General features: G+C 48.8%; 16 protein-coding genes. 10 read left to right on the top strand and 6 right to left on the bottom strand.

Annotation, left to right across the window (positions count from 1 at the left end):
• The first annotated feature begins 57 nt into the window (after window positions 1–57).
• A complete protein-coding gene (pflB, locus tag L2713_RS17970) occupies window positions 58–2340 on the top strand; it encodes a formate C-acetyltransferase (RefSeq protein ID WP_248968827.1) in 2283 nt (760 codons plus the stop codon).
• A 63-nt stretch (window positions 2341–2403) separates the two neighbouring features.
• Complete coding sequence (gene pflA, locus L2713_RS17965) at window positions 2404–3144, top strand: pyruvate formate lyase 1-activating protein (RefSeq protein ID WP_248968826.1); 741 nt, start codon at window positions 2404–2406, stop codon at window positions 3142–3144.
• A 15-nt stretch (window positions 3145–3159) separates the two neighbouring features.
• Here pflA and yfbV read toward each other — a convergent pair whose 3' ends face one another.
• The gene (yfbV, locus tag L2713_RS17960) at window positions 3160–3603 is read right to left on the bottom strand and encodes a terminus macrodomain insulation protein YfbV (protein WP_083757889.1); all 444 of its coding nucleotides are present in this window, start codon (window positions 3601–3603) and stop codon (window positions 3160–3162) included.
• Window positions 3604–3744: 141 nt separating this feature from the next.
• On the opposite strand from yfbV, the gene ackA reads away from it, so the two are divergent.
• The 4 genes from ackA to L2713_RS17940 all read left to right on the top strand — a co-directional run bounded on the left by ackA (window position 3745) and on the right by L2713_RS17940 (window position 8886).
• Entirely contained in the window at window positions 3745–4944 is a 1200-nt protein-coding gene (gene ackA / locus L2713_RS17955; RefSeq protein ID WP_086903899.1) for an acetate kinase, read from the top strand.
• 125 nt (window positions 4945–5069) lie between these two features.
• A complete protein-coding gene (pta, locus tag L2713_RS17950) occupies window positions 5070–7223 on the top strand; it encodes a phosphate acetyltransferase (RefSeq protein ID WP_248968825.1) in 2154 nt (717 codons plus the stop codon).
• A 458-nt stretch (window positions 7224–7681) separates the two neighbouring features.
• Window positions 7682–8116 carry a hypothetical protein gene (locus L2713_RS17945; RefSeq protein WP_011622271.1) on the top strand — a complete coding sequence of 145 codons (435 nt, stop codon included), beginning with the start codon at window positions 7682–7684 and terminating at the stop codon, window positions 8114–8116.
• 545 nt (window positions 8117–8661) lie between these two features.
• Complete coding sequence (locus L2713_RS17940; RefSeq protein WP_248968824.1) at window positions 8662–8886, top strand: hypothetical protein; 225 nt, start codon at window positions 8662–8664, stop codon at window positions 8884–8886.
• 116 nt (window positions 8887–9002) lie between these two features.
• Here L2713_RS17940 and L2713_RS17935 read toward each other — a convergent pair whose 3' ends face one another.
• Both L2713_RS17935 and L2713_RS17930 read right to left on the bottom strand, forming a co-directional pair.
• Window positions 9003–9914: a class I SAM-dependent methyltransferase gene (locus L2713_RS17935; protein ID WP_248968823.1), complete on the bottom strand. Its 912-nt coding sequence runs from the start codon at window positions 9912–9914 to the stop codon at window positions 9003–9005.
• A gap of 6 nt (window positions 9915–9920) precedes the next feature.
• Window positions 9921–11027: an AI-2E family transporter gene (locus tag L2713_RS17930; protein ID WP_248968822.1), complete on the bottom strand. Its 1107-nt coding sequence runs from the start codon at window positions 11025–11027 to the stop codon at window positions 9921–9923.
• A 97-nt stretch (window positions 11028–11124) separates the two neighbouring features.
• Here L2713_RS17930 and folX point away from each other — a divergent pair, with 97 nt between their 5' ends.
• From folX to gltS, 3 genes are all read left to right on the top strand, one after another.
• Window positions 11125–11493, top strand: a complete 369-nt coding sequence (gene folX / locus L2713_RS17925; protein WP_011622266.1) for a dihydroneopterin triphosphate 2'-epimerase — start codon at window positions 11125–11127, stop codon at window positions 11491–11493.
• Window positions 11494–11563: 70 nt separating this feature from the next.
• Window positions 11564–12454, top strand: coding sequence for a TIGR01777 family oxidoreductase (locus L2713_RS17920; RefSeq protein WP_248968821.1), 891 nt, complete (start codon window positions 11564–11566; stop codon window positions 12452–12454).
• Window positions 12455–13019: 565 nt separating this feature from the next.
• Window positions 13020–14243, top strand: a complete 1224-nt coding sequence (gene gltS / locus L2713_RS17915; protein WP_248968820.1) for a sodium/glutamate symporter — start codon at window positions 13020–13022, stop codon at window positions 14241–14243.
• An 86-nt stretch (window positions 14244–14329) separates the two neighbouring features.
• Here the strand turns inward: gltS and lepB are convergent, their stop codons facing one another.
• From lepB to L2713_RS17900, 3 genes are all read right to left on the bottom strand, one after another.
• On the bottom strand, window positions 14330–14992 hold the full coding sequence (gene lepB / locus L2713_RS17910; RefSeq protein WP_248968819.1) for a signal peptidase I: 663 nt from the start codon (window positions 14990–14992) through the stop codon (window positions 14330–14332).
• 340 nt (window positions 14993–15332) lie between these two features.
• On the bottom strand, window positions 15333–17834 hold the full coding sequence (locus L2713_RS17905; RefSeq protein WP_248968818.1) for an ABC transporter permease: 2502 nt from the start codon (window positions 17832–17834) through the stop codon (window positions 15333–15335).
• A gap of 3 nt (window positions 17835–17837) precedes the next feature.
• Window positions 17838–18587, bottom strand: coding sequence for an ABC transporter ATP-binding protein (locus L2713_RS17900; protein WP_248968817.1), 750 nt, complete (start codon window positions 18585–18587; stop codon window positions 17838–17840).
• 52 nt (window positions 18588–18639) lie between these two features.
• Here L2713_RS17900 and L2713_RS17895 point away from each other — a divergent pair, with 52 nt between their 5' ends.
• Complete coding sequence (locus L2713_RS17895; RefSeq protein WP_248968816.1) at window positions 18640–19239, top strand: arylesterase; 600 nt, start codon at window positions 18640–18642, stop codon at window positions 19237–19239.
• Window positions 19240–19356: the final 117 nt, after the last annotated feature.

Raw genomic sequence — 19356 nt, 5'->3', positions numbered from 1 at the left:
CATGGTTTGCCCCATGAGCGCCAATGACCTTTATCTCAACCAAAAGGTATTAGTACGATGACCGACAAAACTGAACTGTTTGCCAACGCATGGGAAGGTTTTACCCCTGGCGATTGGAAATCTGAAGTCAATGTACGTGACTTTATTCAACAAAACTATGCTCCCTATGAAGGTGACGAGTCATTCCTAGCCGGTGCCACCGAAGCCACAACCAAGTTGTGGGACAAAGTGATGGAAGGCATCAAGCAAGAAAACCGTACCCACGCGCCAGTTGATTTCGATACTAAGATGGTCTCTACCATCACTTCCCATGACGCGGGTTATATCAATAAAGATTTAGAAACTATCGTTGGTTTACAAACCGATGCGCCGCTCAAGCGCGCTATGTTACCTAACGGTGGTATTCGCATGGTTGAAGGCTCATGTGCTGCTTACGACCGCGAACTCGACGCCGATGTAAAATACATCTACTCAGAACTGCGTAAAACCCATAACCAAGGCGTATTCGACGTCTACACCCCAGAAATCATGGCTTGCCGTAAATCCGGCGTATTAACCGGTTTACCCGATGCCTATGGTCGTGGCCGTATTATCGGTGATTATCGTCGTGTTGCGCTGTACGGTATCGACTTCTTAATGAAGGATAAATTTGCTCAATTCACCTCACTGCAAGCGCAGTTCGAAGCCGGCGAAGATTTATCTAACGTTATCCAACTGCGTGAAGAAATTGCCGAGCAGCACCGCGCTCTCGGTCAAATGAAGAAAATGGCCGCGAAATACGGTTTCGATATTTCTCGCCCAGCGACAAACGCCCAAGAAGCGATCCAATGGACTTACTTCGGTTACTTAGCCGCAGTGAAGAGCCAAAACGGCGCGGCAATGTCTTTAGGCCGTACCTCATCTTTCCTCGATATCTACATTGAACGCGATCTGAAAAACGGCACCATCACTGAGCAACAAGCTCAAGAAATGATTGACCATTTCGTGATGAAACTGCGTATGGTGCGTTTCCTACGTACTCCAGAATACGATGAGTTATTCTCAGGCGACCCAATTTGGGCTACTGAATCTATCGGCGGTATGGGTTTAGATGGCCGTACACTGGTAACCAAATCTAGCTTCCGTTTCTTAAACACCTTATACACTATGGGCCCAAGCCCTGAGCCAAACATCACTGTGCTCTGGTCTGACAAACTGCCTCTAGGCTTTAAAAAGTACTGTGCGAAAGTGTCTATCGACACCAGCTCTATCCAGTACGAAAACGATGACTTAATGCGTCCAGATTTCCAATCTGACGATTACGCTATCGCTTGCTGCGTGAGCCCCATGGTTGTGGGTAAACACATGCAGTTCTTCGGCGCCCGTGCAAACTTGGCAAAAACCATGTTGTATGCGATCAACGGCGGCGTTGACGAAAAACTGAAAATCCAAATCGCGCCAAAAGCCGACCCAATCACTGACGAAGTATTGAACTTCGATGACGTGATGAATCGCTTAGACGGCCTGATGGATTGGTTAGCGACGCAATATGTCACAGCACTGAACTCAATCCACTACATGCACGACAAGTACTCCTACGAAGCCGCGTTAATGGCGCTGCACGACAGAGATGTACGTCGCACCATGGCCTGTGGTATCGCGGGGCTTTCTATCGCGGCCGACTCACTGTCTGCTATCAAGTACGCTCAAGTAAAACCTGTTCGTGATGAAAATGGCATTGCCGTCGACTTTGAGATCAGCGGTGATTATCCAAAATTTGGTAACAACGACCCACGCGTCGACGATATCGCCTGTGACTTAGTAGAACGTTTTATGGCGAAGATCCGCGACCGTAAAATGTACCGCAACGCGATCCCAACTCAGTCAATTCTGACCATCACCTCAAACGTGGTTTATGGTAAGAAAACCGGTAACACACCAGACGGTCGCCGTTCAGGTGCGCCATTTGCACCGGGTGCAAACCCAATGCATGGCCGTGATGAGAAAGGTGCGATTGCCTCGTTAACCTCTGTGGCGAAACTGCCTTTTGCCCACGCACAGGACGGTATCTCTTACACCTTCTCCATCGTGCCTAATGCCTTAGGTAAAGATGAAGACGGTCGCCGTACTAACCTGGCGGCGTTGATGGACGGTTATTTCGCCCACAACGAAGGACACGAAGGCGGTCAACACTTGAACGTTAACGTGATGAACCGTGAAATGCTCGAGGATGCGGTTGTCAATCCTGACAAGTATCCGCAGCTAACCATCCGGGTATCGGGTTACGCAGTACGCTTTAACTCTTTGACCCCGGAGCAACAGCAAGACGTGATCACACGTACTTTCACAAAAGGTCTGTAAGCTAAATTAGGTAAGGCTGTAGTACAATGTGCTGCAGCCTCACTTATTTCAACAGGAGTCACAATGGCAGTTACTGGTCGGATCCACTCAGTGGAATCCTTTGGCACAGTGGATGGTCCAGGCATACGGTTTATCACCTTTATGCAGGGCTGTTTAATGCGCTGTCAGTATTGTCATAACCGTGACACTTGGGATCTTGATGGTGGCAAGGAAGTACAGGTCGAGGAGTTAATGAGCCAAATCATTAGCTACCGCCCCTTCCTCGATGCCAGCAACGGCGGTGTGACCGCCAGCGGTGGCGAAGCCATATTACAAGCGGAGTTTGTCGCCGAACTCTTTAAAGCCTGTAAAAAAGAAGGCATTCATACCTGTTTAGATACCAACGGCTTTGTGCGTAAGTACACGCCAGTGATTGATGAGCTACTCGATAATACCGATCTGGTGTTGCTCGATATCAAGCAAATGAATGACGAAAAACACATTGAACTGACTAAGGTCAGCAACCACAGAACGCTGCAATTTGCCGAGTATCTCGCCAAACGCAATCAGCCTACCTGGATACGTTATGTGGTTGTGGGTGGATTTACCGACGATGAAGCCTCGGCATTACAACTGGCCGAGTTTATCAAGCCCATGAAGAATATTGAAAAAGTTGAACTCCTGCCCTACCACGAGCTGGGTAAACACAAGTGGGAAGCGATGGGAGAAACCTATCAACTCGATGGCGTTGCACCACCGAGTCGCGACACCATGGAAAAAATTAAAGCCGTGTTTAGCTCACAGGGGATTAACGCGGTCTATTAAGACGCCAAGGGAGGCTTAAAGCTCCTCCCAATAACTGGCATCTAAGCGCTCAAAGGCTATTTTTAAGATGAGCGCCATATCAAGGTAACACGCCTTAGCGCCCAAGGATTGGCAATGAATGCCCATGGCAGATAATTTCGCACTCAACTGATTACTCCAGTCGAACAGCGATAAAGGTAATGGATGGCGCGCACGCCAGCCTAACCACAGTAAGCCCTGCAGCGGCAGGCTAATAAAGAACAACGCGATAGTGAGGGCTTGGGGTAAAAACGCCCAACCATAGGTATAAATCTGACTCACACTCGCCAAAATCGCCAGCACTGGCATCACCAGAATGGCAAGCTGAGTGGCGCGTACCACCCGATACTCAGGAAAATACAAACCTAGTTGTCTAACCATAGGCCACGTCTTCATATAGCGACGACCGTCACCTAAGGTTTTGAGAATATTGATACTCAATTTTAGACACCTACAACAGAGGAACACTGCTTTTACCATAGCACAATCTGGCACTGCGCCCCAAGACTGTGATGGCAAATTACGCAAGCGTTCCCAAGATTTTGAATCGTTAATTTAAACACAATGGCAAAAGGTTTACACATGTCTAATAAACTGGTTTTAGTACTCAATTGCGGTAGCTCTTCACTCAAATTTGCCGTCATTGACGCGCAAACAGGTGACGATCAGATCTCTGGCCTAGCCGAGTGTTTTGGCTTAGAAGACTCGCGCATTAAATGGAAAATCAACGGTGAAAAGCATGAGTCCTCTTTAGGTGCATTTACAGCTCACCGCGAAGCCGTTGAATTTATCGTCAATAAAATCCTTGCTGGTCAACCTGAATTAGCCGCGCAGATCCAAGCCGTGGGCCACCGTATCGTACACGGCGGTGAGAAGTTCACCCGCTCTGTGATCATCGACGAGCATGTAATCAAAGGTATTGAAGAATGTTCTTCACTGGCGCCACTGCATAACCCTGCCCACCTTATCGGTATTCGCGCGGCCATTGCCTCTTTCCCTAAACTGCCACAAGTGGCGGTGTTCGATACTGCATTCCACCAAAGCATGCCTGAGCGCGCGTACATCTACGCCCTACCATACAAGCTGTACCGTGAGCACGGTATTCGCCGCTATGGTATGCACGGCACTAGCCACCTGTTTGTTAGCCGTGAAGCCGCTAAAGTGTTGAACAAACCTTTAGAAGAAACCAATGTGATCTGCGCGCACTTAGGTAACGGTGCCTCTGTGACGGCGGTTAAAGGCGGTAAGAGCGTTGATACCTCAATGGGACTGACGCCGCTTGAAGGTTTAGTCATGGGCACTCGCTGTGGCGATCTCGACCCATCGATCATCTACCACTTAGTGCACCAACTGGGTTACACACTGGAAGAAGTCAACAACCTGATGAACAAGCAAAGTGGTTTGCTCGGGATTTCTGAACTGACCAACGATTGCCGTGGCATCGAAGAAGGTTATGCCGATGGTCACAAAGGCGCGACCTTAGCACTGGAAATCTTCTGCTACCGTCTGGCGAAATATATCGCGTCTTACACTGTGCCGCTCGGTCGTTTAGATGCAGTGGTCTTTACCGGTGGTATCGGCGAAAACTCCGACATCATCCGTGAGAAAGTGCTCAACATGCTGCAAATCTTCAATTTCCATGTGGATGGTGAGCGTAACAAAGCGGCCCGCTTCGGTAAAAAAGGCATCATCACCACTGACAACAGTACTGTTGCTATGGTCATTCCCACCAACGAAGAGTGGGTTATCGCCGAAGATTCGATTAAACTCATTACAAAATAATAAGATGATTCAAGCCGTTTGCTCAGCCAAACGGCTTTATTATTAGCGACCTACAGCTAAATAAACACAAGCAAAGCAGCAGAGACGACTCACTCTGCCAAAAACCATCGAACTTAGAGGTTTTTATGTCTCGAAATATCATGTTAATCCCCATAGGTACAGGAGTTGGCCTGACCTCCTTAAGCCTAGGTATGGTGCGCGCATTAGAGCGCCACGGGGTAAAAGTCCAATTCTTTAAACCCATTTCCCAGCTGCGTCCTAATGATAATGGCCCAGAGCGCTCAACCACGATTTTAAGCAAATCGCCCACGGTCAATCCGTTAGAGCCCTTCGACATGATTCATGCAGAAGCACTGATCCGTGCCGATCAAACCGATGTGCTAATGGAGCAAATCATTGCCCGCGCCGCAGAATGCGCCAGCAATACCGAAACCCTAATTGTTGAAGGCCTAGTGCCAACCCGTAACCATCCCTTTGCCGATGATGTGAACTACGCCATCGCCAAGGCAATGGATGCGGACGTGATTTTCATTGCCACCCCCGGCAGCGACACCCCAACCGGCCTGATGAACCGCCTCGAAATTGCCTACAACTCGTGGGGCGGCAAAAACAACAAACGTCTTATTGGCGCCGTGATCAACAAGATTGGCGCACCGGTAGACGATGAAGGTCGCGCTCGCCCAGACTTATCGGAAGTATTCGATCATCAAGGCGTACAACGCTCAGATGCGTCCATCATGTTCCAAATGCCAGGTAAGAGCCCACTGCGCATCTTAGGTAGCGTGCCTTACAACCTCGATTTGGTTGCGCCGCGCGCATCGGATCTGGCGAAGCATTTACGTGCCCGCATTCTCAATGCCGGCGAGATGAACACCCGCCGTCTGCGTAAGGTCACCTTCTGCGCCCGCAGCTTGCCCAACATGGTCAACCACATTAAGACAGACTCATTGCTGGTGACCTCTGGCGATCGCTCCGATGTGATTGTGTCAGCGTGCCTTGCCGCCATGAACGGCGTGAAGATAGGTGCCCTACTGCTCACTGGTAGCTACGAGCCAGAGCCTGAAATTCTGAAGCTGTGTGAACAGGCCTTCGAGACAGGTTTACCAGTATTCCTCATCGATACTAACACTTGGCAGACGTCATTAAATATCCAACGCTTCGACCACGAAGTGCCAGTGGATGATGCGGTACGTATCGATTTAGTCCAAGAGTACGTTGCCAGCCATATCGATCAGAGCTGGATTGAAAGCGTGACCAAAAACTCTCCAAGGGAACATCGCTTATCACCTCCCGCGTTCCGCTATAAACTCACCGAACTTGCACGCGCCGCCCACAAAACTGTGGTGCTGCCTGAGGGTGATGAGCCACGTACCATCAAAGCCGCCGCGATTTGTGCCGAACGGGGTATTGCGCGTTGCGTGCTGTTAGGTAAAAAAGATGAAATTCAACGTATTGCAGCACAGCAAGACGTTGTTCTGGGCGAAGGCGTTGTGATTGTCGACCCCGATGAAGTACGCGATCGCTATGTTGAGCCAATGCTCGATCTGCGTCGTAACAAAGGGTTGACTGAAGTCGTTGCCAAAGAGCAATTAGAAGACAACATGGTGCTCGGCACTATGATGCTGGCGCAAAACGAAGTCGATGGTATCGTCTCTGGCGCGGTAAACACTACGGCCAATACGATTCGTCCGCCGCTACAACTGATCAAAACGGCGCCGGGTTCTAGCCTTGTTTCTTCAATCTTCTTTATGTTGATGCCAGACCAAGTGCTGGTTTATGGTGACTGTGCGATTAACCCCGATCCTAACGCTGAACAACTGGCCGATATCGCGATTCAATCGGCGGAATCTGCCAAGGCCTTCGGCATCGAACCAAGAGTGGCGATGATCAGCTACTCAACAGGTAACTCAGGTACTGGTTCAGATGTGGATAAAGTGCGTGAAGCGACCCGTATTGCGAAAGAAAAACGCCCAGATCTAGTAATCGACGGTCCACTGCAATACGATGCGGCCGTCATGCCAAACGTGGCTCGCTCTAAGGCGCCTAACAGCCCTGTTGCAGGTCAAGCGACTGTATTCGTGTTCCCAGATCTCAACACGGGTAACACCACTTACAAAGCTGTACAGCGTAGTGCCGACCTCATCAGCATTGGCCCCATGCTACAGGGCATGCGTAAGCCTGTGAACGACTTATCCCGCGGTGCCTTAGTGGACGATATCGTCTACACTATCGCACTGACGGCGATTCAAGCGTCACAAAACGATGCCAGCAAAGCCTAATATACTTAGCTAAAGCATAATCAAAAAAGCACTGAACTCCTCAGTGCTTTTTTATTTCCAAAGGGAACAGCTCACAAAATGGGCAGCATTAAACGCTTAAAATATCCTCAAAAGGTCATAAAAATGCTGTTTTGGGAAATTCACACGCTGTGAATAGACTGGGAAAAACTAAGAAAATATCCACAAGGAAATGCCTGGATAACGGCGCTACGGAAAAGCGTCACTTTTTAACCAGCAGATAAATCGATATACAATCAGCCACTTAAATATTATCCCTCTAGTCTTCAACATAGTTGTCCACAGATTCTGTGGATAACCTAATGAAGTCATCCTTTCAGATATGCCACAGGCGGCCGATCCGAGTCAAGTCATTTTCGGCAGTGACCGCCATTATTACAAAACTTGAACATAGCCGCTAAAATCGCGATACTCATGACAAATTCCTATAACGAAAAGCCATGAGAACCTTATTTTTCCTTTCATTATTGTTTTTGTTTGGTTGTGGCGATGCTGGAGACAAAGAGCAGCACGTGCTCACTCCCGAAGAGGTGAGTCTCGGCTTTTTTAGCGCCATTTATGTTGACCGAGATGTCGAGAAAGCCAAGTTATATGTCGATGCTCCACTCAAAGAAGTCTTAACCCACTATTACATCGCCGCAGCGGTACAGCGTAATATGCTCGGCCTGTCGATGACCAATGTCGAAATGGAAATTGATGATATCGATATCGACTTTTTCCGTAAGTTCACCAAAGACGTCATGGTCGTCGTTAAGATGAAGGGCTTAAAGGGTGGACAGCCTTGGATTGATGACAGAACCATTCGCCTGCATAAAATTGGCGGCAAATGGATTATCGTTGAGTTCATGCCTGAAAAACGTAAGGTGAATGGCTAAACGGTTTTCCCCACTCGGCTTGTACCCCCAAAACGGATAAAAAAATAGCAACCCTAGGGTTGCTATTTTCATGTGCTTGTATTTGTTACTTCAGACTCAGAATCCGCACTGTAAACCTTAGATTTACAAGACTTAGACCGCTTCTTCTTCGCTCTGTGCAGGTAAAGACGTCATCACGTCGTCTTTAACTTGGTAGTAAGCGTTTTCGTATTCATGAACTTCCATAACAACTCCTGCTCGATTTTGTAAGGTCGCAAAGGCATGCCGTTCTATGCTGACATTTTGCCCATGAGGAAAGGGAATTTCCGTGGCGCAGAGTATACCAAAGTCAGATCGATAATTACAGAAAACTTTCAGTTTTGTTTCGATGCAAAAGATAAAAACGGTTTTTAACGCTTAAAAAGCCGCAAAAACGTATCTCAAAATGAAAGACTTTCAGCTGATATAGCCTAATGCACTAAAGGGCGTGTGCTTACAAACAAAGAATCTAGTAAGACGGGCACAAACTGCTATCAATTAAATAATGATGCGAGTAGGAGGTCGATATGAATGCCATCGTTGATTTTGAAGCCGCAAAACTCACTACCTTATTCAGCCACGGCGATATCTTGGGGATCCATATGTTTATGGATCAAATGAATATCCCGCTCGATGTGCAGGATAAGCTCTATGCTGAAATTTCGGCGTTAAAGCACTTAGACCCGCACAATGTCAGTCTCGCCATTGAACATCATGGGCAATCGCAACTCTCAGAGCGGTTAAGCTATTAACAGGCCAGTTAAGTAAAGATGGGATAAGGCGCGAAGCGACATCATTAGACGCCATCATAAAGCCTCTCAAGGTCTAATGATGGCATTTATGACAGCGTTTAATGAGACCAGAGTGCTTACGCCTTTAAGCGGTAGCGCAGCACCTTTAATGATTTCTCCTCAGAAACATCAACAAAGGCGGCGGGATTGGGTAAGCGCTCAAGATATTCGAGTGCAGGCGCGGCGTCTTCAACCTGCTGGCGTAAAAACTGAGTATCGAGTTCCGGCGCATTTAAACAGAGTAGCACCTCGGCATTCTCGGCTAATAACTCGGGTAAATGCCTGATCAAACGCACGTAATCCTTAGTTGCCACGAAACTGCCCTTTTGATTACTCGGCGGATCGGCAACCACTATGTCATAGGGGCCTAACTTACGTAACTTACCCCATGACTTAAAAATATCGTGCCCTAAGAAGCGTGCGCCCGCACTAAAGCCATTGAGAAGATGGTTCTGCTTGCCTATGGCTAACGCCCCTTTACTCATGTCCATGTTCACGACTTCATCTGCGCCGCCCTGCAGTGCTGCCACCGAGAAACCACAGGTATAAGCAAACAAATTAAGCACTTTCTTATGGCGTGCATGGGCTCTAACCCATTCACGGCCATTGGCCATATCGAGGAACAAACCGTGGTTTTGTCCCCGCAATAAATGCACCTGAAACTGAGCGCCGTTTTCGGTGACCAAATGGGGATCGGGCACCTCACCCGCCAGTACTTGGCTAAAGGTTTCGCCTGCACTGCGGTATTGATACACCAAGTTTAACGACCGATTGGGCTGTATCGCTTGCCAGCGCGCCGTAATCGCCTGTTGGCACTGGGCCAACTCGGCCGCTTCGAGGGGAATAAAACTGGTCAATAACAACACGGGCGCGAACCAATCTAAACAAAGATGTTCGCAGCCTGGGTAATAACCTCCGCGGCCATGGAATAACCGCGTGGCATCTTCACCGACTTCTATCGTCGCCAGTGCATCTATAAAACGTTGCATTATCTACTACTTATTATCTGTTGAATGGGTATCGACAGGTTCTGAAATCGGAGCGGTGCTTGTCGATTGGCTCACCAGTTTATCATCCACATCGTCGGATAATAAAATGGCTAACCAGCTACCACTCTTGCTGGATTCGAGGGCAATCTTGACGACCATGGTTAAGGGAACCGACAGTAACATGCCCACCGAGCCAAGCAACCACCCCCAAAAAATTAATGATAAAAACACCACTAAGGTCGAAAGCCCAAGACCGCGACCCATAAATTTAGGCTCGACCAGGTTGCCCATCACCATATTTGCGCCGACGTATAACATCGCTGTACCGCCAGCCGCCGCAGGGCCTAATTGGATAAAGGCCAGCAAAACGGCGGGAATGGCCGCGATAATCGAGCCGATATTCGGGATATAGTTGAATAAAAAGGCGATAACCGCCCAAAGCAGCGCGTAATCCACCCCAATCACCGCAAGCCCCACACCGACAATCAAACCCGTCGCTAAACTGACTAAGGTCTTGATCACCATATATTGATTCACCGATTGCAGAAAACGGTCAATCTGCTGCAAACGCATGTCGGGATCATCCAACGCCAAGTGCAGTTTTTTCGGCAAAGATTGCGCCTCAAACAACATAAAGACGATAGTCAGAATGATCAGGAACAAATTCGCCATCACATTGCCGACCCCCGAGAGCATATTGGTGGTCATAGACAAGGCCATGCCGGGGTCGAAATAGGCCAGCACTTGCTCCTTGGAGATGTGGATATTCAGCGCCTGCAACTTATGCAGCACCCAAGAAAACTGCTCAACCAGCTGATCGCGATACTGCGGCAACTGCTTAGAAAACTCGTTAATGGAGCTACCTACCAGAGAGGCGAGCCACAAGCCCATCAACACGATAAAACCCATCAGCAGTATCACGGCGAGCCATTTAGGTACGCGATATTTGGTCATCAAGCCAATCGCCGGATTACAAATCACCGCAATAAAACTGGATAGTACAAAGGGAACAACAATCGGGCTGGCGGCCTTTATCCCAGCCAAAATAATCACCACAAAGGCCATGACGGCAAAACCTTTATAAGCGGCAGACGGCGTATTGGAACGTGTCATGGCGTAAAAATCCTTCTTGATCTTAGATAAAGTTGTTAGGCTAGCCCAAGAAAAGTCTCAAACTCAATCACCTAAGCCATAAAACTAGATTGTCATTATGAAACCAGAAACCGCGATTATACGCATTAAAAACTTAAGACTGCGCACTTTTATCGGTATAAAAGAAGATGAAATCCAAAATCGGCAGGATGTGATCGTCAATGTCGTCATTCACTACTGTGCCGACAAGGCGCGCAACAGTGATAATGTCGACGATGCGCTGAATTATCGTACCATCACAAAAAAAATCATTGAGTTGATTGAAAACAATCGCTTCTCACTGCTCGAAAATCTCACCAGCCAGACATTAGCCATCGCCAGTGAGCATCCTTGGGTCGAATTTGCCAGTGTCGAAATCGATAAGCCCCACGCCCTGCGCTTTGCCGATTCGGTGTCGATGGAGTTGTGTTACCAAAAACAGCAATAAAGTGATCCCCGCACGCCCGTTATCGTATATTGCTTATAATCAAAGAAAACCATCAACCAAGGACTCGACGATGAAGATATTGATAACGGGAGCTAGTGGGTTTATTGGTCAGCAGTTAGTCGCCCATTTAGCCAATCAGCATGAATTGGTCTTGCTCACCCGCCACCCCGGCACCAGTCGGCAACTATTAGGCCCGCAGCACCAATATCTCAGTACCTTAGATGAAGTTGATGATTTAAATCATATCGATGCGGTGATAAATCTCGCCGGCGAGCCGATTGTTGCTAAACGTTGGAGCGCGCAGCAAAAACAGCGCATCTGCGATAGCCGCTGGAATACCACCGCAAGGCTTAGCCAACTGATTTTGCATAGCACTACTCCGCCCAAGGTGATGATAAGTGGCTCTGCCATCGGTTTTTATGGCCGCCAAGGTGCCATCCCCATCGATGAAACCGCAGCCCCACACCCCGAATTTAGTCATGATATTTGTCAGGAATGGGAGCGACTCGCGCAGCAAGCCGCCACCAAAACCCGCGTCTGCATCCTGCGCACGGGCATAGTGCTTGGCCATGGCGGCGCACTCGCGAAGATGTTGCCACCGTTTAAATTGGGGCTAGGTGGGCCAATAGGCCACGGCTGCCAAGGCATGAGTTGGATACACATTCAGGATATGGTGGCGCTGATAGACTTTTTACTCAACCATGGCGAATGCGAAGGAATTTTCAATGCCACCGCGCCCAATCCTGTCAGTAACGCCGAGTTTGCCACCACCCTAGGTCGAGTGTTAAACCGCCCGACCTTTATCACAACTCCAGCCGCGATGCTGCGACTCGCCATGGGCGAAATGGCGGAGTTACTCATCGAAGGGCAATTTGTGATCCCCAAACATGCGCTAGATGCGGGGTTTAGCTTCCGCTTTGAGCGACTCGAACCCGCATTGAGGGACGTACTCGCACGTTAACAACTTTTTCAACTCCAGTATTATCCGTAACTGGTTTGAGAATAAAATGTTGCCAAGCGCGTGGCGCGGGGTTAATGCCACGGCGAATAATGGCTTGAAAATCAGAGATAAAAATCCACTGTAGCGATTTGTTTGCCGACGTGACGGTACAAGAATCACTGCGCGCATCTGGCAACAGCCGAAAAACATAAATGCAACACAATGATTTTAAAGACAATTTAACGACATGCACGCATTTTTCTGTTACACTCCCCACCTCTTGCTTATCGCTATTGACGTGTTAGCGCCCGCACTGACGCACAGTTAACACTCCGAGCAAGTTCATTATCTTCAGTATCCGCACCCTCTGTCGCGATGCTGATCAACTACACCAATACGGTTCATATTCGCGCTTAATACTCCTTCTCCAGGCTTGGGGATTGATAAGAATCTGTCCTTAGATCGCGCGTTTAACACTTAGCATTAGCCAATGCTAAATAACGAGATGGGTCGCCCTCGCTCAGCTTGAATACAGCCTGCTTGAGTACAGCGGTATTCCCACACAAACCATTTGTAAGGAACTATCATGCACACCACTTATACAATTGGCGAACTCGAGTCGTTTTTAATTGCTATCTTCGTGCTGTTTATTGGCCATTCCATCAATCGCCATGTGCGTGTTTTTAGACAATACAATATTCCCGAACCTATCGTTGGCGGACTGGTCGTCGCCGCCGTCGTGGCCTTTTTACATTTCCAAGACATCACCCTCGCCTTTAGTTTACCCATGCAAAATACCTTAATGCTGATGTTTTTCAGTACGATAGGTTTGTCGGCAAACTACAAGCTACTGCTTAGTGGCGGCAAAAAAGTGTTTATCTTCCTCGGCGTCGCTTCGGTCTATATTGTCATTCAAAATGCTGTCGGGGTAAGTCTTGCAAGCCTCCTCGGTTTAGACCCCATCTTAGGCCTTATCGCTGGCTCGATTACGCTGTCAGGCGGCCATGGGACTGGCGTTGCCTGGTCACAAACCTTTGCCGAAAACTACGGCATCAACACCTTAGAGCTTGCCATGGCAGCGGCAACCTTTGGCTTAGTCATGGGCGGCATTATCGGCGGCCCTGTCGCGCAGCGATTAATTGGCAAACACAATCTGGTCTCAAGCTATGGCATGGGCCGTAAACACCACTCCACGCATCCTCAACTGGTCACCTACGATCAGCTCGAAGAAGACCAAGTCACCGCTAAGACAATCATCGAAACCCTGTTTGTACTGCTGATCTGCGTTGCTGGGGCCAAATGGTTTACTGTGTTTGTCAGCGAATATCAGCTGAATTGGCTCAAGATGCCGGACTTTGTCTATGCCCTGTTTCTTGGGGTTATCATCGCCAACATCACCGAAGTGACCCGAGGTTATAAACCCCATACCGAAAGTATCGATGTGATAGGTACTGTGGCGCTGTCGTTATTCCTGTCTATGGCATTGATGAATCTCAAGTTGTGGGAAATTTTGGATCTGGCTATCCCACTACTGATTATCCTGCTGGTACAAACCGCAGTGCTGGCGGTATTCGCCTATTTTGTGACCTTCAAAATCATGGGCAGCAACTATGACGCGGCGGTGATCACCGGCGGTCACTGTGGCTTTGGTATGGGCGCCACACCTACTGCGGTGATGAATATGGGCGCACTGGTTTCACGCACAGGCCCTTCTCCGCAGGCCTTTATGGTGGTACCGATTGTCGGCGCCTTCTTTATCGATATAGTCAATTTAATTGTATTGCAGGGCTACCTCAGCTTTTTGATGTAAGTACACAACGTTTTATCATCAAACAAAAATGGCGCCGATAAGGGCGCCATTTTTATATCTCGTGAAGAGTGAAATCTAAGGACAAGTTAGAACGCGCGCATCATGCGATCTGGCCGCGGCAAGTAATAATCGTTGTAATCCAATGAGAAGACTACGGAGCTTGAGCGGCCAACAATCTCCTCTCTGGGCACAAAGCCTATGACTCGTGAATCGGCACTGTTATCTCGATTGTCCCCTAGCGCCAAATACTGGTTATCAGGAACCGTAACTGGGCCAAAATTAGCCAGCTGCGAGGGCTGCGGATTAAGTCGAATACTGTGGACAATGCCGAGTAGGTCCTCCTGCCATTCGGTGACATTCGCCGGTGCATAGGCACTTAATGTTTGCTGTGTATATGCGAGTGATTTGCCATTTAAATACAAGCGATTATCCCGCATCATCACAGTATCACCGGGTACGGCAATCACCCGCTTAATCAGCTTTTTATCGGCTTTTTTAGAGTCGAACACAATAATATCCCCACGTGTGGGATCTGCAAGTTTAACGAGTGGGATATGGGTAAATGGCACTCTGATATCGTAAGCCATCTTATTCACCAGAATGCGGTCGCCCTCAACAATCGTCGGCAACATAGAGCCTGTCGGCACAGTATTCCAATCGGCCACCGCACTCCTGAACACCAGCATCAGGCTGATAAACAATAAAAAAGAGCGATTATCCCTAAGTAATGTTCTAAGTTTTTTAAACATTCTGTTTATCTCCCTAAGGCCAAAATCCAGCAATATTTTCGTTTGATGACAGTGCTAAGCTATCAATTGCCTGACGTAAGCAACGCTTGCTCGTTAAATAGACTCATAAATATCGGCTAAGTTCTTCGCGGATAACATGATGGCTTTTTCTATTTGTAAGCCAATGTGACAAATGCTCAAACTTAGCCACAAACTTTGCCACAAACTTTGCCTCAACCTAAAACACTCAAATAATCGCCATGAAAAAGCACTGGTTTAGGCCAGTGCTTTTTTATTTGACAAAAATGGTTTAAAAATGATGGTGTTACGGCATTTTTCTTAACCGCTAACGCACCTTAGCTTAAGCGCCCGCTTTTAATAATTCGGCGCAGGATTGATTGAGCAATTGGCGGCAGCGCCAAACACCCAGCAGCGCAACTAATAAGGCACCGCAGACAGGGGCAATCCCCCACCAGGGCCAGTGCATATACACATTAAGTTCAAACACTTGGGTCTTTAACAGATACAGCGCAAATTCCGCCACTATCACTGCAAGTACCCCAGCTATGCCCCCCAGTAACGCAAATTCAAACCCTGTGGCGCTACGCAGTAACCAGCCAGAGGCGCCAAAGGTGCGCAGCACTGCGAGTTCACGCTGGCGTGTCGCCATTCCCGCCTCGGTTTGGGCGATAAGCACTAAAGAACTAGCCAGTAAGACAAGAACCAAAACCAACGTCAGCGACAGGGACACCTGCTCAATAATCTGCCGCAATTGCCCTACCATAGCGCCGACATCGATAATCGACACCGTTGGGAACTGCTGGATAAGTTCGAGGATCACTGTGCTCTTCGGAGCATCACTCCCTTGTGCATCCGTTTTTTTGTCGTCGAGGTAGAAGCTTGCCATCGAGGTATAGGCAAAGGGCGCCAGCGCTTCTTGAGTGAAGATCATAAAGAAGTTTGGCTGCATGGTTTCCCAGTGCACGGCACGGATACTGGCGACCTTGACCCTAAGCTCTTGGTTATCAATCATATAGGTCAGCGTATCGCCCAGCTTTAACCCTAAACGATCGGCAACACCTGACTCGACAGAAACCTCATCCGCCGCCTGATTAAAATGCCCTTCGACCAACTCGTTGTTGGCCGGCAAGGTATTGCGCCAGGTGAGATTAAGCTCTCGTGAAATACCTACTCGTCCCTTCTCCCCCGCTTCGGCCTGCTCGTCGGAAATCAAGGTTTCACCATTGATTTGAGTCAAGCGGCCGCGAATCACGGGATAGATATCCGTTGCAGCTATGCCCTTTTGCGCCATAAAGTCATTTAATGGCTTAGCATCATCGGGGGCGATATTGACCAAGAAATAGTTGGGCGCATTCTCGGGCAGCTGTTTTTGCCACTCGTTCAGTAAATCTTGCCTCAGGGCCAAAATGGTCAGTAGTAATACCAAGGCCGCACTAAAGCCCACCAATTGCACCGCATTTTGCCGCGCGCGGCGGCGTAAACCCGCGAGAGCCAGTTGCAAGGGATTGGTGGTTTTCATGCCGACACTGTGACCAAGGCGGATCATCACAAAGCCTAAAATACTGAGCAATACGCCCAGTAGCAGCACAGCCGCGACTACTGTGAGTGTCAGCGCCCAGCTTTGGGAATACAAATATCCCAACAGTGCCATCGCCCCTAAACTGAGGAGTAAATGCAGCCACATGCCGAGCTGCAAGCCCTCGAGCTGTCTTTGTAAGACCCGCAGTGGTGGAATCGCCAGCAGACGCATTAAAGGATAGGCTGAAAACATAAAGGCGCTAATAAGCCCAGTGCTGATCCCAAGCAGTAGCGGCCGCGTCAACGGCGGCGAATAGGCAGCAATTTCAGGGGGTAACAGTTGATTAATGCCTAAATCCAGCAGTGCCCCGCCGATTAACCCCAGCACAATGCCAAACAGTGTCACTAGCAGTAAATGGATGCCAAATAGCCGACGGATTTGTGTTGATGAGGCGCCAAAGGTTTTAAGCATAGCCACCACATCATAATGACGTTGGCAGTAACGCTGGGCGGCAATCCCAATCGCGGCGCAGGCCAGCGCAATACCGAGCAAGCTTGCCAGCAGTAAAAATCGCTCCGCCCGCTTCACCGCGCCCGCTATCGGTGAGTCGCCAGACTGCACATCGACCCAGCGCTGGGAATTATTCAGCAGCGGTTTAACGCTATTCTCAAAGGCGCTTAAGGCGCTTTCTTCACCCACAAACTGATACAAATACGTCACTCGGCTGCCGGGTTGGATAACCCCAGTCTTGGCGACATCTTCTATCCGCATTAATACCACGGGGGAAGAAGCAAACGGATTAAAACCCGCATCGGGTAAGCGGCTGATTTCTTGACTTAAACGAAACTCACTGTTGCCTAACTCCAGTGTTTTCGGGTATCCCAAGAGTCCCCCTAAGCGACTCTCGAACCACACCTCATCGGCGTGGGGCAAGCCTTGAGCTTTTTCATCTTGGCCATTGTCCGCTTTAAGTTCTATGTCGCCCTTAAGTGGATAACCAGACTCAACCGCCCGCACTGTGACTAACTGAAACTTATCCCCCGCATACACCATGGAGTTAAATTGCAGATTGGTTACATGCTTAAGACCAAGTTCGTCAGCCTTAGCCAGAATGCTGGCATCAATTTGAACGGGAGAGTCGATGATGCGATCGGCGGCGATAAACTGGGTCGCTTGCCCGTTGATTGCGACCTGCAAGCGCTCGCTGACACGCGCAAGACCACTGACCGATAGCACCGCCAAGGTAATCGCGAGGATTATCAATAACAACTGCCCCTGTTGCAGCTCGCGCTTAAACAGGCGCCATGCCAAATTAAGCTCCATGGGTTAGGCCTCCTTGGCGCTTAATTCAAGGTTGTTATTCACGCTGTGCGATGAGGCCGAATCCAACTCTTCTTGTAAGTGGCCGTTGTCCATAACCAGTTGCCGCTGGCAGCGCTTCGCCAATTGCAAGTCGTGGGTGACCAGGATGAGCGTGGTATGGCTCTCTTGGTTCAGCTCAAACAACATATCGGCAATTTTATGGCCGTTAACACTGTCCAAATTGCCGGTTGGCTCGTCGGCAAATAGCACCTTAGGTTCACAAATAAACGCGCGGGCAATGGCGACCCTTTGCTGCTCGCCGCCGGATAGCTGTTTAGGTAAATGGGTCAAACGGTGGGATAACCCCACACGCCCCAGCATAGCCTCAGCCTTTTCCTTGGCATTTTTAACCCCAGCAAGCTCGGCAGGTAGCATCACATTTTCGAGGGCGGTTAAGGTATCAACTAACATAAAAGATTGAAAAATAAAGCTCACTTTCTGCTTACGCAGCGCGGCTTTCTGTTCTTCATTGAGCGGTGATAGGGCTTGGCCATCGAGCCATATCTCCCCCGACGTGGGGGTATCGAGCGCGGCGAGTAAGCCAAGCAGTGTCGATTTGCCCGAACCTGAGGGGCCTAATATCGCCACACTTTCCCCCTGCTTGACATCTAAGTTAATGCCCTTGAGGATAGTGAGCGAACCTTCCTGAGTAGTCACCGATTTTTCGAGGTTAACAACATTGATGGCACTGTTTTTTGAAACGACGTTAGACATAGGATCCTTCTTATACAAATCGTTCTTGCGTCAATCGCTTAGATGCAAGCCGATGGCAAAGGCCGTGAGCGCCTGCATCCTGTTTAGTCTGTTTATAACCACGCCAGTTCAGGCGGCGAAAGTGTTGATCCTCGGCGATAGCTTAGGTGCCAGCTATGGCATGTCGGAACAAGTAGGCTGGGTGGCGCTGCTGCAAAAAAATTTACCCGAGCATGAATTTACCAATGGTTCGGTGAGCGGTGAAACTACAGCGGGCGGTTTGCGTCGTTTGCCTGCGCTGCTCGATTCCGTGGCCCCCGATTTGGTGGTGGTCGAACTCGGTGGTAACGATGGTTTACGTGGATTCCCCCCGACGCAACTCAAAAATAACCTAATCCAAATCATTACCCTAGCGAAAAATAGCGGTGCTAAAGTGCTACTGACCGAAATCATGGTACCGCCTAACTATGGCCCTCGCTATACCCAAAAGTTCACCCAAGTGTATCAACAGATTGCTAAAGACGAGGAGATTGCATTAATTCCCTTCTTTATGCAGGACATTGCTCCCCACCCTGAGTTGATGCAAAGGGACGGAATTCATCCCAATGAAAAGGCCCAAGAGAAGATAGCCACTTGGATGCAACCTTGGATTGAAAAAGCATTAACTCAATAAAATCGCTGCAATTTTAAGCTAATAAACAGCTTGCTGATGTAAAGTTGCATTTAAGCGATAAAAACATGCTCCAACGCAACATTAACGCCTGAGATAAACAGTAAAATTCGTGTTAGC

It is taken from the genome of Shewanella seohaensis, from assembly GCF_023283775.1.
GTDB lineage: Bacteria > Pseudomonadota > Gammaproteobacteria > Enterobacterales > Shewanellaceae > Shewanella > Shewanella seohaensis.
This window is presented reverse-complemented; position numbering and strand designations above follow the sequence as displayed.

Bases quoted from the DNA above. Each gene is read 5' to 3' on its own strand.
- L2713_RS17940 (WP_248968824.1), top strand. From the start codon at position 8,662: ATGAATGCCATCGTTGATTTTGAAGCCGCAAAACTCACTACCTTATTC.
- pflA (WP_248968826.1), top strand. From the start codon at position 2,404: ATGGCAGTTACTGGTCGGATCCACTCAGTGGAATCCTTTGGCACAGTG.
- L2713_RS17900 (WP_248968817.1), bottom strand. From the start codon at position 18,587: ATGTCTAACGTCGTTTCAAAAAACAGTGCCATCAATGTTGTTAACCTC.
- L2713_RS17930 (WP_248968822.1), bottom strand. From the start codon at position 11,027: ATGACACGTTCCAATACGCCGTCTGCCGCTTATAAAGGTTTTGCCGTC.
- gltS (WP_248968820.1), top strand. From the start codon at position 13,020: ATGCACACCACTTATACAATTGGCGAACTCGAGTCGTTTTTAATTGCT.
- L2713_RS17905 (WP_248968818.1), bottom strand. From the start codon at position 17,834: ATGGAGCTTAATTTGGCATGGCGCCTGTTTAAGCGCGAGCTGCAACAG.
- pta (WP_248968825.1), top strand. From the start codon at position 5,070: ATGTCTCGAAATATCATGTTAATCCCCATAGGTACAGGAGTTGGCCTG.
- folX (WP_011622266.1), top strand. From the start codon at position 11,125: ATGAAACCAGAAACCGCGATTATACGCATTAAAAACTTAAGACTGCGC.
- ackA (WP_086903899.1), top strand. From the start codon at position 3,745: ATGTCTAATAAACTGGTTTTAGTACTCAATTGCGGTAGCTCTTCACTC.
- L2713_RS17920 (WP_248968821.1), top strand. From the start codon at position 11,564: ATGAAGATATTGATAACGGGAGCTAGTGGGTTTATTGGTCAGCAGTTA.
- lepB (WP_248968819.1), bottom strand. From the start codon at position 14,992: ATGTTTAAAAAACTTAGAACATTACTTAGGGATAATCGCTCTTTTTTA.
- L2713_RS17895 (WP_248968816.1), top strand. From the start codon at position 18,640: ATGGCAAAGGCCGTGAGCGCCTGCATCCTGTTTAGTCTGTTTATAACC.
- L2713_RS17935 (WP_248968823.1), bottom strand. From the start codon at position 9,914: ATGCAACGTTTTATAGATGCACTGGCGACGATAGAAGTCGGTGAAGAT.
- L2713_RS17945 (WP_011622271.1), top strand. From the start codon at position 7,682: ATGAGAACCTTATTTTTCCTTTCATTATTGTTTTTGTTTGGTTGTGGC.
- pflB (WP_248968827.1), top strand. From the start codon at position 58: ATGACCGACAAAACTGAACTGTTTGCCAACGCATGGGAAGGTTTTACC.